This is a genomic window from Bacillus sp. MYb209, from assembly GCF_002975175.1.
GTDB lineage: Bacteria > Bacillota > Bacilli > Bacillales > Bacillaceae_G > Bacillus_A.
This window is the reverse complement of record NZ_PCNZ01000001.1, coordinates 351,649-366,608: the sequence shown is the minus strand read 5'-3', so window position 1 is coordinate 366,608 and position 14,960 is coordinate 351,649. Positions and strand designations below refer to the sequence as shown.

Below are 14,960 nucleotides of genomic sequence, written 5' to 3'. Positions count from 1 at the left end.
GTATGAAAGTTTACTTATTTTATCATACCATAAATTTCTTTCTCATACGAAAAAAATTCCCAATTGGTGAAAGATTTGAAGTGTAAGTAAAAAAGAAGCAACTTTTCATAAAGTTGCTTCTTTCATTATTCAAATTTCGTTGTCATCGTTCCAGTTTTATATCGATTGTTAGGATCGAATCGTAATAAATCTCCATAAATCAGTTTGTCGGAGAGTTTTAAATCTGTTTTTGCTTTTTCAATATACGGCTGGCATAGTGTTACATCTGCCTCTTCACCTGAGCTTCTTTTGTAGCACATATTTTTTGTATAAACATAATCCTCTGTTACAAAACTACCATCGCGCATTACCATAAGAGGGTCTTTTTCTTTTATAAATAAGTCAGTTCCAAATTCAATGGATTGATTTGTTTTAATACCAAGTAAATGAAGTAGCGTTGGTTTAATATCAATTTGTCCTGATACTTTAGAAATGACTTTTCCTTCTTGACCTGGCACATGAATAATGAGAGGTACGCGTTGTAATTGCATAGAATCAAACGGTGTAATAGCGTCTTTCCCAAGGAACTGAGCCATAGCTGCATTATGGTTTTCAGAAATACCATAATGATCACCATAAATGACAATAACGGAATTATCGTATAATCCTTCTTCTTTCAATTGGTTAATGAATAATTTAAGAGCTTCATCCGTGTAGCGGACCGTTGGGAAATAGCGGTTTAGAACATCGCTTTCTGAATTAAACTCATCAACATATTGATCTTCTGGATTTAGAAGAAACGGAAAATGATTTGTTAAAGTAATAAATTTTGTATAGAACGGTTGTGGTAAAGATTTTAACTTTGGAATAGATTGTTCAAAGAACTCTTTATCTTTTAATCCCCAACCGACAGACATTTGTTCAGTGCCTACGTAATCATTTAAATTAAAATAACGATCATATCCAAGTGCAGGATACATTACATCACGATTCCAAAATGTTTTATCGTTTGAATGGAAGACAGCGGAAGAATATCCATATTTCTTTAACTGTTCTGGTGTGGCAGTATATTCATTTGTTGCATGAGTAAAGAATACAGAACCACGATCTAACGGATAAAGGGAGTTTTCAACGATAAATTCAGCATCGGAAGTTTTACCTTGTCCCGTTTGATGATAGAAGTTATCGAAGTAAAAACTATCTTTTATAAACTCATTTAAAAATGGAGTAATCTCTTTTCCATTTATTTTTTTATTAATAACAAAACTTTGTGTAGATTCCATTGAAATTAAAATTACATTTTTACCTTTTGCAGCTCCGAATAAGTTTTTATCAACTTGCTTATCTTTTGCGTCAGTATAATTTTTAATTTCGGAGAATCCGTCGCCACTTGCAAATACACGTTCAGCCGAAGATTTAGATTGAAGTGTAATATCGAATAGATGATATGTGTATAAACCTAAATTTTTCACGACAGTTTGACGATCAAATGAGCGTGAGAACATTTGTGGTTTGTAAATAACTGAAACAGCAATTTGCAGTGCCAATAGCGCTGTTACACCACTAAAGAAAGTCCGTTTTTCAGAACGAGAAAGTGGCGCCCTGTCACAAAATGATGGGAATTTACGTGAAATAAACATTAAAATAATTGCATCTGCAAATAAAAGTAATGTTTTGTACGTAAAGAGCTCTTTAATGCTCGTTCCTAAGTCAGCCATATTATTTGTTTGGAATAAAACAGGGAAAGTAACAAAATCGTTATAGAACCCGTAAAACATTGCATTTCCAAATAAAATAAATGACAGTATAAAACTAATTCCAATAATAATTCGGTTTCGGTACTTAGATGCAAGTAAAGCTAAACCGAAAAATAAAAGTAATGAAGCTATTGGGTTAATAAAAAGCATAAATTCTTCAAAGAAGTTATCAATTTTAATATCAAATGCTAGCTTGTACACAATATATGTTTTAATCCATAATAAAACGACCGCAACGAGTGCAAATCGCAGTTTTGGAAACAAATGTTTTAGCATAATATACTCCTCTCCTAAAAGCATGACAGTTCATGTGAGTTTGTTTGAAAATCGTCTCACTATATATATACGAACAGTCCTTTATTATTATGATTATTATACTATGAGTATCATTATACGAAAATAAAGGGGAGTTGTGGGCTTTTTTTGTAACAATTGAGTAGAAAAAGCGAAGTGGGAGACAATAAAATGGAATTTCTATGTATGATTATTATCATTCGTTAAACATGGAAAGTATCGCGTAATGATACGGAGGTTATGATGCGGAAATTATTATATTTTATAGTATGCATTAGTTTTATGCTTTTTGTTTCACCGAGTGTATCAGTAGCACAATATGATGCACCGCTCATGGAAGATGCTCTTTATTCTGTGTTATTTCCAAAAATAAATGAAGCGATTGAGAAACAATATGGAAAATTAAAACCGTTTGATTGTCCTAAAATTATTAGTCTAAAAAAACTTTATAGCGGTACATATTTATTTCAAGCAGTAATTGAAATAACGAAATATGAATCAGGAATAGGTGGAAAAGTACTTCCGCCGTTTGAGAAGATAAGTATGACGTTTAACAATGAAGAAGGAGAATGGACTGTTACAAAAATCTCTATAAAGCGCTTACCAAATGACACGAAATTAAACTGTAAAAAAACAATATAAAAAATTGTTTGACAAATAAAATGTTCCTTTGGTATTGTTAATAGCAACAATTAGATGTTTGAAAATTAAATAGACTTACCTCATCTACTCTCAAAGGTAGAGGCCGCGATAGGAAAGAGTAAGCTATGGGAGATTTAGTGGAATCTGTGACCATAGGTTGAAAGGGACTATTGCCGAAATATAAGAATAACCACGTTATTCTTATATTGGGACTGCATTGAATAAATGTAGTACTGTCATAATATTTATTTTATGGAGAACTATTTGGAGATGTTGATGCGGTTTCTTATTTTGAGAAGATAACAACTCGTTTATTTTTTCAATATATATTTTTCCTAATAAGAAACGCGTGTGAACATTGTTCCGCGCGTTTTTTGTCTATCTAAAAGCGTGCTGCAATGAATAGAAGATTGGGGTTATGAGTTTTAGAGGAAATAAGGGAGGAATTCAAATGTATTTTCACGGCACAAGCCGAATCAATGGGCAAGGACACTTAGAAATTGGAGGGTGCGATACGACGCAACTAGCAAAACAATACGGAACACCACTTTATGTATACGATGAAGAGTCAATCCGAGGGAAATGTCGTGCGTTTCATCGTGCTTTTAAGGAAAGTGGTTTCTCTTATCAAGTAGCATATGCTAGCAAGGCGTTCTTGTGCATGGAGATGTGCCGAGTAGCTCGTGAAGAAAATATGTCTTTAGACGTTGTCTCTGGAGGAGAATTATATACTGCACTCCAAGCAGGATTTCCGGCATCGCGCATTCATTTTCACGGAAATAATAAAACAGAAGAAGAAATGATTATGGCTCTTCAGGCGAATATTGGTTGTTTTGTGGTAGATAATTTCTTAGAATTAGAAATTTTACATGATTTAGCAGTGCAACATGGGAAATTTGTGAACATATTAATCCGTGTAACGCCTGGAGTAGAGGCACATACACACGAATATATAACAACAGGTCAAGAGGATTCGAAATTTGGATTTGGTGTTTCAAATGGTCAAGCGATGCAAGCAATTGAGCTAGCTTTGCAAAAATCAAATTATAATGTGCTAGGGATTCACTCGCACATCGGATCGCAAATATTCGAAACGGCTGGTTTTGTTCGAGCAATTGAAGTATTACGTCAATTTTTAGAAGAAGTGCGAGAGCGAACAAATTATGTAGTGAAAGTATTAAATGTCGGCGGAGGTTTCGGTATACGTTATACGGAGTCTGATACACCGTTAACACTTGAAACGTATGTGCACGCTGTAACAAGTACGGTGAGAGAGCAGTTTACATTATGTGAATATCCGCTTCCTGAAATATGGATTGAGCCAGGGCGTAGTATTGTAGGTGATGCTGGAACAACAATTTATACAGTCGGAGCGGTGAAAGAGATTCCTGGTATTCGGAAATATGTTTCAGTCGATGGTGGGATGACAGATAATTTAAGACCGGCTCTATATGGAGCGCGTTATGAAGCCATGTTGGCGAATCGAGGGAATGATGAGAATGAGGAACTTGTTTCGATTGCTGGGAAATGCTGTGAAAGTGGAGATATGCTGATTTGGGATATTAATCTACCGCAAGTTGCTTCTTCTGATTTACTAGCAATTTCTTGCACGGGAGCATATGGGTATTCGATGGCTAATAATTATAATCGTATTCGTAGACCGGCTGTAGTCTTCGCAAAAGGCGGAACATCACAAATTGTTGTAGAACGTGAAACATATGAAAATATTATTGGGAACGATCGCATACGTATTAAAGAACTTGTTTAAATATGAAAAAAGGAGTTGTTCAGGATGGGCAATTCCTTTTTTATAAAATAAATAAAATATATCGGAAAACTAGGATTGAAAAAAATCAGAATTGTGATAAAATACAAATACAAAGCTTATCAAGAGAAGCGGAGGGAACTGGCCCTACGAAGCTCGGCAACCTGCTTATAGAAAGCAAGGTGCTAAATCCAGCAAAATGGAATCCATTTTGAAAGATAAGGTAAAATATATTACCGAACAGTCTTTTCGAAATGGGAAAGATTTTTTTTATGAATAAAAAGGGGGGCTGTTTGCGTGAGCGTACGGGAACATTTTGATGAAGTGTCCGAAAAAATTCAAACGATGCTTGCTGATATGAAATATGGTTCAATTACAATTGTTGTGCAAGATGGAAAAGTGATTCAATTAGAGAAAAGTGAAAAGGTCCGTTTAAAGTAAAAAGCGCTGACTAGAAAAACTAGAGGCGGTTTTAATCTATTTTATTAGATTAAAACCGTCTTTTTGCTTTTACAGGGGGAAAAAACATGTTGACGTACGAAACGTGGAAAGAAAATAGTGTTTCATTTTCTGAAGAAAATGAAACGAAGGGTGCGTTATCGGTATTAAGTTGGGCTTATAGAGAGTATAAAGATGAAATTGTATATGCATGTAGCTTTGGGGTGGAGGGAATGGTTTTATTGTATCTTATAAACCAAGTAAATCCATCTGCTAAAGTTGTATTTTTAGATACAAATGTTCATTTTCAAGAAACATACGAATTAATTAAGAAGGTACGCGAGAGATTTCCTTCATTAAATATTATAGAAAAACAGCCAGAACTTACACTTGATGAACAAGCGAAGCTTCATGGAGAGAAGTTATGGGAAAGTAATCCGAATCTCTGTTGTAAGATAAGAAAAATTTTGCCGCTAGAAAAATCATTAGCAGCCGAAAAAGCGTGGATATCAGGCCTTAGAAGGGAACAATCAGAAACGCGTAAGCATACACAGTTTATAAATCAAGATCGTCGTTTTCAATCTATTAAAGTTTGTCCGCTCATTCATTGGACTTGGAAAGAAGTTTGGCGATATGTATACAAACATAGTTTGCCATATAACCCATTGCATGATGTTGGCTATCCGAGTATTGGGTGTGAGAAATGTACATTACCTGTAGGTGATGGTGGCGACTCAAGAGATGGAAGATGGGCTGGGAAAATGAAGACAGAATGTGGACTTCACTTTCAATGAGATAGATTTTGAAATAAAGCTAAGAAGGGATATAAGAAGATGAGTACAACAAATGAATTAGTAAATCGCATTGATGAAACATATGACATATCGAACATTGTAAAGGGAATCGAGCTAGACAAAATTGCACTTAGTGATTTAGAACTTTTGGCGACAGGAGGATATAGCCCTCTTACAGGATTTTTAGGGAAGAGAGATTATGACTCAGTAGTAGAAACGCTTCGTTTAGCAAATGGTAGCGTATGGAGTATACCGATTACATTACCGGTAACAGAAGAAGTAGCAGAGAAACTGCAGGTTGGAGAGGAAGTAAAACTTGTCAACGCCGGAAATGTATATGGTGTCATTAGAATAGAAGATATTTTTGTACCAGATAAAGAAAAAGAAGCGTTACTTGTATATAAAACGCCGGATGAGGCTCATCCAGGAGTGAAAAAATTATATGAACGATCAAATGTTTACGTTGGAGGAGCTATTACTCTTATAAAACGCTTTGAAAATAATCTATTTCCTTCTTATCATTTAGATCCAATTGAAACGAGAGAAGGATTTAAAAAACGTGGTTGGAAAACAGTAGTCGGATTTCAAACGAGAAACCCGGTACATCGTGCCCATGAGTATATTCAAAAGTCGGCACTTGAAATTGTAGATGGTCTCTTTTTAAACCCGCTCGTTGGTGAAACGAAATCAGATGATATTCCTGCTGATGTAAGGATGGAAAGTTATGAAGTATTACTACAGAATTACTATCCAAAAGATCGTGTTTTTTTAGGGGTATTTCCTGCAGCGATGCGATATGCAGGTCCAAGGGAAGCGATATTTCATGCATTAGTAAGAAAGAATTTTGGATGTACCCACTTTATTGTAGGGCGTGATCATGCTGGGGTAGGAGACTATTACGGAACATACGAAGCACAGGGAATCTTTACGAATTTTACAGTAGAAGAGTTAGGGATTACGCCGCTATTCTTTGAACATAGTTTTTACTGTACTAGATGTGAAGCAATGGCTTCAACGAAAACGTGTCCGCACGGAAAAGAGGACCGTGTCATTTTATCAGGTACAAAAGTAAGAGAAATGTTAAGAAATGGTGAGATTCCGCCAAGTACATTTAGTCGTAAAGAGGTAGTAGAAGTGTTAATTAAAGGTTTGAAAAAAGAAGTAGTAACAGAATAGGGAGAGAACGACATGGATACGAATATTACTTGGCATACAGCGTCTGTTTCAAAAGATGAGAGAAGATTGAAGAATGGGCATCATAGTTTTGTAGTTTGGTTTACTGGTTTGTCGGCTTCAGGTAAATCTACTGTAGCAAATGCAGTTGCTCGAAAATTATTCGGAAAAAATATAGGGAATTACGTACTAGATGGGGATAACATTCGCCATGGTTTAAATAAGGATTTGGGATTCTCTGAAAGTGATCGTATGGAAAATATACGACGCATTGGTGAAGTAGCGAAGTTATTTGTAGATCAAGGAACAGTTGTCCTTACAGCGTTTATTTCACCATTTCGAGTAGATCGTAAACAAGTTAGAGACCTTTTAGCGGCAGATGAATTCATTGAAGTCTTTGTGAAGTGTCCGATTGAAGAGTGTGAGAAACGTGATCCGAAAGGGCTTTATAAAAAAGCAAGACAAGGTGATATTAAACAGTTTACTGGTATTGATTCACCTTACGAGGAACCTGAAAAGGCGGAATTAATTGTAGAAACGCACATGAATTCTATTGAAGAATGTGCAGAACAAATTGTGAATTACTTACAAGAGCGTAGTTTTATATAGGGGGATAAAAGATGAGGTATGAAAAAGTATGGGCAAATAATGAAAAATTGAATCCGTCCGAGAAAAAGAAATTAGAAAAAGATGGATTAGAAATCTTTAATGATATTCCGTATTATGCGGAGAATGGATTTGAATCTATTCCGCAAGAAGAGTGGGACTCCTTTAAATGGGCAGGATTGTATTTACAACGTCCGAAAGAAGCAGGATATTTTATGATGCGTGTTAATATTCCTTCTGGGATTATTACAAATGCACAGGCAGAAGCACTTGCTTCTATCGCTGAAGATTATGGGCGTGATGTGTTAGATATTACGACAAGACAGGCGATTCAGTTTCATTGGTTAGAAATTGGGCAAATTCCGGATATTTTTAAAAGATTAGCGAGAGTTGGTTTATCTTCAGCAGGGGCATGTGGTGATATTACGCGTAATATTACAGGTAATCCACTTGCTGGAATTGATGCGAATGAACTATTTGATACAACATCGATTGTTAAAGAAATATACGATTACTTCCAACATAATGAAGAGTTTTCTAATCTACCACGTAAATTTAAAATGTCTATTAGTTCTAACATTTATAATTCAGCAAATGCAGAGATTAACTGTGTGGCATTTACACCTGCTACGAAAGAAATAGATGGTGAGAAAAAAGTTGGTTTTCATATAAAAGTAGGCGGAGGCTTATCAGCTCGTCCGTACTTAGCGGAAGAATTAGATGTATTCGTTTTACCAGAAGAAGTGAAGGCAGTATCGATTGCAATTGCTACTATATTCCGTGATTTTGGATATCGTGAAAAACGCCACTTAGCACGTTTGAAATTTCTTGTCGCTGACTGGGGCGCTGAGAAATTTAAAGAGAAACTAGTAGAATACACAGGCCCATTGCAAAGTAAAGGGGAAAGTGCTCTCAAAGGCTGGAATGCAGGATACTTTTATGGCGTTCAAGATCAAAAACAAGAAGGATTAAAGTATGTCGGCTTTAATGTACCAGTAGGGCGTTTGCATGCAGAGGAAATGTTTGAGATTGCAAGAATTGCAAAGAAATATGGAAACGGGCAAATTCGAACTTGTAACTCTCAAAACTTCATTGTTCCGAATATTCCGCCAGAAAATGTTGCAGGATTATTAAGTGAACCGTTGTTTGAAGCAATTTCTGCAAATCCGAAATCATTTATTGGTCATGCGGTTTCATGTACTGGTATTGAGTATTGCAATCTTGCGTTAGTAGAAACGAAAGAAAGATTACGCAAAATCGCAGAGTACTTAGATACACAAATTGCACTCGATGTTCCAGTTCGAATTCATATGGTAGGATGCCCGAACTCCTGTGGTCAACGTCAAATTGCTGATATTGGTTTGCAAGGGGTAAAACTGAAAACGAAGGAAAAGGGAATCGTTGAGGCGTTTGAAATATATGTGGGCGGAACGCTATTAGACGGAGGAGCATATAACGAAAAATTAAAAGGGAAAATAGATGGAGAAGATTTGCCGGATGTTCTCGTGTCCTTTTTAAGTTATTTCCAAAAGAATAAATTACTAGCCGAAACGTTTTATGATTTCGTAGGACGTGTTGGAGTGGAAGAATTACAAATTGTACTAAATCGTGTATTAGAAGAAGTAATAGAGTCTTAGGAGGGACAATATGGATTTATATCGATTTGAAGCTGTATTAGCGAATAGTGTTGTTCCGATAGTCGTTGTTGCTCAAAGTGAAGAACAAGCATTTAAGCTTGCAGAGATAGAACTTGAAAAATACTTTTTACCGCTACCAGAAGTGAAAGAACTCTCTTTATATGAAAAAAAGAAGATTCGAAAAGGTGCGGCATTTGTTATTCACGAGTAAGGAGCAGTGTAACACGAAATAAGAGTAACTTCCATTCGTGATGAAGAGTGGAAGTTTCATTTTATAGTAGAAATGAGGAGAGATGATGGGGAAGGTTTATATCGTTGGGGCGGGTCCTGGTGATCCAGATTTAATTACTGTTAAAGGATTGAAATGTATCGAGAAGTCGGACGTTATTTTGTATGACCGCCTTGTGAATAAAGAGTTACTTTCTTATGCAAAGCCTGAAGCAGATTTAATTTATTGCGGGAAACTCCCGAATTATCACACGATGAAGCAAGAGACAATTAACACATTTCTTATTAAATATGCGAAAAAAGGAAAAGTTGTAACGAGGCTTAAGGGTGGAGATCCATTTGTATTTGGAAGAGGTGGAGAAGAAGCTGAAGCGTTAGCGAAGCAAAGTATCCCATTTGAAATTATTCCTGGTATTTCAGCTGGTATAGCTGCTCCTGCTTACGCTGGAATTCCAGTAACGCACCGCGATGCAAGTGCAAGTTTTGCTGTTGTGACAGGGCACCGGAAAGAAGGGGCTGAAGAGGAAGTGAAGTGGGAAAGTTTAGCGAAAGGTGTAGATACATTAGCGGTCTATATGGGGGTTAGTAATTTACCTTACATATGTGAACAACTAATAAAACATGGAAAAGATCAAAGTACACCCGCCGCTATCATTGAGTGGGGAACGACATCTATGCAGCGCACTGTTACAGCGACGTTAGGAACAATTGTAGATGTTGCCAAAAAAGAACAAATTCAAAATCCGAGTATGATTATTATTGGAGAAGTTGTCCGTTTTAGAGAAAAGATACATTGGTTTGAGAAACAAACGGAAAATGCATATCAAGTAAGCGGAGTATTGTAAAATGAAGGCTGTTATATATATATGTCATGGAAGTCGTTTGAAAGCAGCAAAAGAAGAAGCGGTTGCATTTATTACGTCATGTATGAACCGTGTAGAGGCAAATATTCAAGAAATTTGTTTTTTAGAGCTAGTGAGTCCTTCTATTGAAGAAGGATTTCGTACATGTGTGAAGCGTGGTGCTACAGAGATTGTTGCTATTCCTGTTTTTTTATTGGCGGCAGGACATGTAAAGAAAGATATTCCGCTTGAATTACGAAAGTTAAACGAGGAATATCCGGATATCAAAATAGTGTATGGTAATCCATTTGGTGTATCAGAAGTGCTTGTAAAAGCGGTATATAACGGCAGTGGCATTAAAGAATATGAAGAAGAAGTAACACTTTTGCTTGTTGCAAGAGGGAGTAGTGATCCGGAAACTTTACAAGACATAAAGTGGATTTCTTCTTTATTTCAAAAAGAAGAGAACATTAAAGAGGTGGAAGTCTGTTATTTAGCAGCCGCGGAGCCGAAGTTTGATGAGAAGTTGAAAGAAATTGTAGAACAAAAAGAACGAAACATTGTTGTGTTACCTTACTTATTATTTACAGGCTTACTCATGAAGCATGTTGAGAAAGAAGTGCGTCAATATGAGTCGGGAGAGATAAAAATAAGTCCATATTTAGGAAAGAATGTAGCGTTTCGAGAGATGTTAATTCAGAAAACAGAGGAAATATTGAAGGGAGATCAATATGTATCCACTTACAGTGCGAGTTGATAAGAAACGTGTTGTTGTCATTGGTGGAGGGAAAGTAGCAGGGTTTAAAATTATTCCTTTACTAAAACAAGGTGCGGATATAGTTGTGGTAAGTACAGAATTAGATGCGAATTTAGTGAAACTTGTAGAAGAAAAGCAAATTCGTTGGTATCAAAGAGAGTATGAGAAAAGTGATATTAAAGATGCTTTTTTAGTAGTTGCAGCGACTAGCGATTCGGTACTAAATGAACAAATTGCTGAAGATGCCTCGGTAAATCAATTGGTAAATGTTATTACGAATCCGGAAAGTGGAAATGTTCATTTTCCGGCGGCAATTCATCGTGGACTACTTAATGTAGCTGTTTCTACTGGAGGGGCAAGTCCGAAACTTGCAAAAAAAATCCGTGATGATATCGCAAATAAATATGATGAGAAGTATGAATCGTATCTTGATTTTTTATATGAAGTTAGAATAAAAGTGAAAGAATTACAAGTAGAGAAAAGGCAAAAAAATATATTGTTGCAAGAAGTATTAAAGTCGATATATGTTCAAAGTGAACAAAAAAGAGAGCTTTTTTTACAAGAATTAGAGAGGGGAATTTATATAGGATAGTGAGTGAATTGTGCTTTACAAATATAAAAATATAATTTATAATCACAAGTAACTTCAATAGATGAAATCGATGAGCAAGAAGAGTACGTATATTTGAGGCGTTCAGAGAACTGGGGTAAGGTGTGAGCCCGGTACGATAAAATATACAGAATGGGCTTGCGAGAGGTATGCTGAACATTGCAGTAGGCAACCCGGGTTCCGCCGTTAAAAGGATAGAGTATCGGAATTTTCCTGTGCTTGAACAAGTGGGATTTATCAATCCAATTGAGGTGGTACCACGGTATTTATATTACATATATCGTCCTCTACATGCATATTTGCGTGTAGGGGACTTTTTTATTTTCTAAAGGAGGTGTGCGAGTATGAAATGAAAGTGTATAATTAATAAAAGTTATAATATTCAGAAAAGGAGAAATTATGATGAAAGAAACACAGCAATGGACGTCGAAAATTGGATTTGTACTCGCAGCAGCCGGAGCCGCAGTAGGTCTTGGTGCAATATGGAAGTTTCCATATGTTGCAGGTAATGGAGGGGGAGGCGCATTCTTCCTTGTATTCTTACTATTAACTTTATTTATTGGTATGCCTCTTCTTTTAGCTGAATTTGTTATTGGCCGTAGTACTCAAAAAGAGGCAGTTACAGCTTATAAAGTATTAGTACCGAATAGCAAGTTATATCCTTGGATTGGTCGTATGGGAGTTGTTACTTGTTTTAGCGTACTATCTTTTTATAGTGTTGTAGGTGGATGGATTTTACTTTATTTATACTATAGTGTCACAGGTAGTTTCTGGAACGGAGTAGTCGATTATGGGAAATTGTTTGCTGAAACAATTTCAAATCCAGTAAGTGCGATTGGGGCGCAATTCATCTTTATGCTTTGTACCATTTTTGTTGTTAGTAAAGGTGTGGAAAAAGGCATAGAAAAAGCAAGTAAGTACATGATGCCGCTATTATTCATTTTATTTATTGCTATCATTATTCGTGCGTTAACACTTGATGGTGCTATGGCTGGGGTAGAGTTCTTCTTAAAACCAAATTTTTCAAAGCTTACAGCAGATACGATTTTATATGCGATGGGACAATCTTTCTTCTCACTAACGGTAGGTGCCTCGGTAATGGTAACGTATAGTTCGTATTTAAAGAAAGAAGAGCATTTAGCTAAATCAGCAACATCTATTGTAAGTTTAACTGTATTTATTACAGTACTTGCAGGATTAGCGATTTTTCCGGCGATTTTCGCATTAGGAGTTAAACCGACAGAAGGACCAGGACTACTGTTTATCGTTCTTCCTGCTGTCTTTGCGAAAATTCCATTTGGACAATTTTTCTTCATTATGTTTTTAGTGTTATTCTTCTTTGCGACTTTAACATCTGCTATTTCAATGCTTGAAATTGTAGTAGCATCTGTTGCGAAAGATAATGAGAAGAAGCGTCCGTCAGCTTCGTTATTAATTGGTATTCTTATTTTTGCAGTTGGAATTCCATCAGCGTTATCGTTTGGAATTATGAGTGATGTGAAAATATTTGGTAAGACATTCTTTGATTTCGTCGATTTTTCGGTAAGTAATGTATTACTGCCATTAGGAGTACTAGCCATTTCGCTATTCGTACCAAATAAAATGAGTAAAGAGTTATTAATGAAAGAATTAGAAGTTACGGATACGAAAGGGAAAACATTATTTAACATTTGGTTCTTCTTACTTCGTTATGTCATTCCGGTAACTGTAATTATCGTATTTTTAAATGCGGTAGGCGTATTTAAAATATTTGCATAATAAAAAGACGGAGATTTCTCCATCTTTTTATTATGTTGTAGAAGTATTTAATAAGCGATTATATGCTTTATAAGCTGTGACAACTGCGATAAATGATCCAATTAAAAATAACGCTGAGCCCCCGAATGTAAATAACCGGCCGATGTATGTTTCTCTAGCTTCTTCTATTTCTTCTTGTAATTGTGTATTCATATTTATCACCCCGCAAAATATAGGCATTTAGTTGTAGTTTATGTAAAATGCCTAAAAAGTGTGAAGTAGTAAAAAAAACTCGGTATGCACCGAGTTTTTTTATAATCCGATATGAGGAGACGGATCAACTGCGTTTGTCTTACCAACATTCCATTCCCCAATATGAAGTTCGAAGTGTAAATGTTGTCCGTAAGATTGACCGGTATTTCCCATAAAGCCAAGTTGATCGCCTTGTTTTACAGTTTGTCCATTGGATACAGAGCGGCTATTCATATGTGCATACACTGTCGTATATGTTTTTCCGTTAACACGGTGAGATAAGTAAACAACGTTTCCGTAACTAGAGGATAATTCTGAACGGATAACAACGCCATCTGCAGCGGCAATAATTGGAACTGTTCCCGAAGCTGCGATATCGATTCCTTTATGGTTATCTAAAGAACGTGCGCCGAATCCAGAAGTTTTTGATCCAGCGGCTGGCTTAATAAATCCACCTTTGTTCGTATCTTGCGGTGTTGGTGTGGATTGTGTGCTTTCTTTAGCAGAAGCGGCGGCTTGTTTTTTTGCTTCCTCAGCCTTGCGTGCCTCTTCAGCTTTCCGAGCTTCTTCCGCACGTTTTTCTTCTTCAATTGCTTTTTGAACAGCTTGACGCTGGTTTTCTAAAATACCTTGTGACTCTTCTAATCCTTCAATCTCGGAATCTACTTTTGATACTTTCGTATGTAGATCTTTAATAAGAGTTTGTTGCTGTTGTTGATTACTTTGTAACTCTTGTTGTTTTTGTTCTAATTTTTGTTCAGATTCTTTCAATTGTTGCTCTTTTTTCTCAACAGCTTCTTTTTCTGTCGTCACGGCATTTTGATCACTTGTTTGCTTTTTCACAATATCTGTATCGTTATTTAAAATTAAACTTACGGAGTACATATTATCAACAAGATCGGCAATATTTGCAGAGCTTGTTATTACTTCTGTAATGATACTCGTACGAGGCTTCTCTTGCATAGATTGTAGCCGTTGTTTAATAACCTCTTGACGTGTATCTATGTTTGTTTGTAATTGCTCGATATGTTTCTTTTTTTCAGCAATTGTTTGCTGTGTGTTGCTAATTTCTTTTTTTGTATCGTTTAATTCAGCTTCGTTTTTATTAATAGAAGTAGTTAATTCGTCGATTTTCTTTTGTAATTCCTGGATTTCTTTTTCTATTTGTTCTTTCTCAGCTGATTTATTTTGTAAGTCATTTTGTTTGCCTTCTAATTCGGATTGAATATTAGATAATTTATTTTCATTCGTTTCAGCGTATACGGGTGAAAGTAACGGGGAAACGAAAATCGTTCCAGCTGCTAAAACACTAAATGCTGCAAATTTCTTTTTCATTGTTGTCTTGCTCCTTTCCCTATGAATGTATATATCATAAGAAGAAGAAGGGTGTCTATCGTTGTAATCATAATGTAAAGAAAACTTTATAAATTTGCTAAGTTTTGTCGGAAT

Annotated in this window: 15 protein-coding genes, 2 riboswitches and 1 other annotated feature; of the genes, 12 read left to right on the top strand and 3 right to left on the bottom strand. The window is 35.9% G+C overall.

All coding sequences use genetic code 11. The features are described from left to right. Positions 1-125: 125 nt before the first annotated feature. A complete protein-coding gene (locus tag CQZ94_RS02025; RefSeq protein ID WP_105584081.1) occupies positions 126-2,012 on the bottom strand; it encodes an LTA synthase family protein in 1,887 nt (628 codons plus the stop codon). Between the two features lie 261 nt (positions 2,013-2,273). On the opposite strand from CQZ94_RS02025, the gene CQZ94_RS02020 reads away from it, so the two are divergent. From CQZ94_RS02020 to CQZ94_RS01960, 12 genes are all read left to right on the top strand, one after another. Further along, positions 2,274-2,672 (top strand): DUF3888 domain-containing protein, encoded by a 399-nt coding sequence (locus CQZ94_RS02020; RefSeq protein WP_105584080.1) that lies wholly within the window; start codon positions 2,274-2,276, stop codon positions 2,670-2,672. A gap of 89 nt (positions 2,673-2,761) precedes the next feature. Then, a riboswitch (Lysine riboswitch) is annotated at positions 2,762-2,943 on the top strand. 180 nt (positions 2,944-3,123) lie between these two features. Continuing rightward, positions 3,124-4,440, top strand: a complete 1,317-nt coding sequence (lysA, locus tag CQZ94_RS02015) for a diaminopimelate decarboxylase (RefSeq protein ID WP_105584079.1) — start codon at positions 3,124-3,126, stop codon at positions 4,438-4,440. Between the two features lie 113 nt (positions 4,441-4,553). After that, positions 4,554-4,662, top strand: a riboswitch (SAM riboswitch). 72 nt (positions 4,663-4,734) lie between these two features. Continuing rightward, positions 4,735-4,878, top strand: coding sequence for a YezD family protein (locus CQZ94_RS02010; RefSeq protein WP_002149491.1), 144 nt, complete (start codon positions 4,735-4,737; stop codon positions 4,876-4,878). A gap of 86 nt (positions 4,879-4,964) precedes the next feature. Continuing rightward, positions 4,965-5,669 (top strand): phosphoadenylyl-sulfate reductase, encoded by a 705-nt coding sequence (locus tag CQZ94_RS02005; protein WP_105584078.1) that lies wholly within the window; start codon positions 4,965-4,967, stop codon positions 5,667-5,669. Positions 5,670-5,708: 39 nt separating this feature from the next. Next, entirely contained in the window at positions 5,709-6,845 is a 1,137-nt protein-coding gene (gene sat / locus CQZ94_RS02000; RefSeq protein WP_105584077.1) for a sulfate adenylyltransferase, read from the top strand. Between the two features lie 12 nt (positions 6,846-6,857). Beyond that, entirely contained in the window at positions 6,858-7,451 is a 594-nt protein-coding gene (gene cysC, locus CQZ94_RS01995; protein ID WP_105584076.1) for an adenylyl-sulfate kinase, read from the top strand. An 11-nt stretch (positions 7,452-7,462) separates the two neighbouring features. After that, complete coding sequence (locus CQZ94_RS01990) at positions 7,463-9,085, top strand: nitrite/sulfite reductase (protein ID WP_105584075.1); 1,623 nt, start codon at positions 7,463-7,465, stop codon at positions 9,083-9,085. 10 nt (positions 9,086-9,095) lie between these two features. Further along, positions 9,096-9,296: a DUF3906 family protein gene (locus tag CQZ94_RS01985; protein ID WP_070141468.1), complete on the top strand. Its 201-nt coding sequence runs from the start codon at positions 9,096-9,098 to the stop codon at positions 9,294-9,296. An 85-nt stretch (positions 9,297-9,381) separates the two neighbouring features. Further along, positions 9,382-10,158, top strand: a complete 777-nt coding sequence (cobA, locus tag CQZ94_RS01980; protein ID WP_105584074.1) for a uroporphyrinogen-III C-methyltransferase — start codon at positions 9,382-9,384, stop codon at positions 10,156-10,158. A gap of 1 nt (position 10,159) precedes the next feature. Further along, entirely contained in the window at positions 10,160-10,912 is a 753-nt protein-coding gene (locus CQZ94_RS01975; protein ID WP_105584073.1) for a sirohydrochlorin chelatase, read from the top strand. Next, positions 10,887-11,504, top strand: coding sequence for an NAD(P)-binding protein (locus CQZ94_RS01970; protein WP_105584072.1), 618 nt, complete (start codon positions 10,887-10,889; stop codon positions 11,502-11,504). The genes CQZ94_RS01975 and CQZ94_RS01970 overlap by 26 nt, the downstream gene beginning before the upstream one ends. 61 nt (positions 11,505-11,565) lie before the next feature. Further along, positions 11,566-11,813: a binding site (T-box leader), on the top strand. Between the two features lie 111 nt (positions 11,814-11,924). Further along, positions 11,925-13,280: a sodium-dependent transporter gene (locus CQZ94_RS01960; protein WP_142395720.1), complete on the top strand. Its 1,356-nt coding sequence runs from the start codon at positions 11,925-11,927 to the stop codon at positions 13,278-13,280. Positions 13,281-13,310: 30 nt separating this feature from the next. Here CQZ94_RS01960 and CQZ94_RS31050 read toward each other — a convergent pair whose 3' ends face one another. After that, entirely contained in the window at positions 13,311-13,472 is a 162-nt protein-coding gene (locus CQZ94_RS31050; RefSeq protein WP_002158647.1) for a hypothetical protein, read from the bottom strand. A 99-nt stretch (positions 13,473-13,571) separates the two neighbouring features. Beyond that, positions 13,572-14,846, bottom strand: coding sequence for a murein hydrolase activator EnvC family protein (locus tag CQZ94_RS01955; RefSeq protein WP_105584070.1), 1,275 nt, complete (start codon positions 14,844-14,846; stop codon positions 13,572-13,574). Between the last annotated feature and the right edge of the window lie 114 nt (positions 14,847-14,960).

What these genes read in the sequence shown, in the direction of transcription:
- CQZ94_RS01955 (WP_105584070.1), bottom strand. Translation starts at nt 14,846, where the DNA reads ATGAAAAAGAAATTTGCAGCATTTAGTGTTTTAGCAGCTGGAACGATT.
- CQZ94_RS02005 (WP_105584078.1), top strand. Translation starts at nt 4,965, where the DNA reads ATGTTGACGTACGAAACGTGGAAAGAAAATAGTGTTTCATTTTCTGAA.
- cysC (WP_105584076.1), top strand. Translation starts at nt 6,858, where the DNA reads ATGGATACGAATATTACTTGGCATACAGCGTCTGTTTCAAAAGATGAG.
- CQZ94_RS02025 (WP_105584081.1), bottom strand. Translation starts at nt 2,012, where the DNA reads ATGCTAAAACATTTGTTTCCAAAACTGCGATTTGCACTCGTTGCGGTC.
- cobA (WP_105584074.1), top strand. Translation starts at nt 9,382, where the DNA reads ATGGGGAAGGTTTATATCGTTGGGGCGGGTCCTGGTGATCCAGATTTA.
- sat (WP_105584077.1), top strand. Translation starts at nt 5,709, where the DNA reads ATGAGTACAACAAATGAATTAGTAAATCGCATTGATGAAACATATGAC.
- CQZ94_RS01985 (WP_070141468.1), top strand. Translation starts at nt 9,096, where the DNA reads ATGGATTTATATCGATTTGAAGCTGTATTAGCGAATAGTGTTGTTCCG.
- CQZ94_RS02020 (WP_105584080.1), top strand. Translation starts at nt 2,274, where the DNA reads ATGCGGAAATTATTATATTTTATAGTATGCATTAGTTTTATGCTTTTT.
- CQZ94_RS01970 (WP_105584072.1), top strand. Translation starts at nt 10,887, where the DNA reads ATGTATCCACTTACAGTGCGAGTTGATAAGAAACGTGTTGTTGTCATT.
- CQZ94_RS31050 (WP_002158647.1), bottom strand. Translation starts at nt 13,472, where the DNA reads ATGAATACACAATTACAAGAAGAAATAGAAGAAGCTAGAGAAACATAC.
- CQZ94_RS01975 (WP_105584073.1), top strand. Translation starts at nt 10,160, where the DNA reads ATGAAGGCTGTTATATATATATGTCATGGAAGTCGTTTGAAAGCAGCA.
- CQZ94_RS01990 (WP_105584075.1), top strand. Translation starts at nt 7,463, where the DNA reads ATGAGGTATGAAAAAGTATGGGCAAATAATGAAAAATTGAATCCGTCC.
- lysA (WP_105584079.1), top strand. Translation starts at nt 3,124, where the DNA reads ATGTATTTTCACGGCACAAGCCGAATCAATGGGCAAGGACACTTAGAA.
- CQZ94_RS01960 (WP_142395720.1), top strand. Translation starts at nt 11,925, where the DNA reads ATGAAAGAAACACAGCAATGGACGTCGAAAATTGGATTTGTACTCGCA.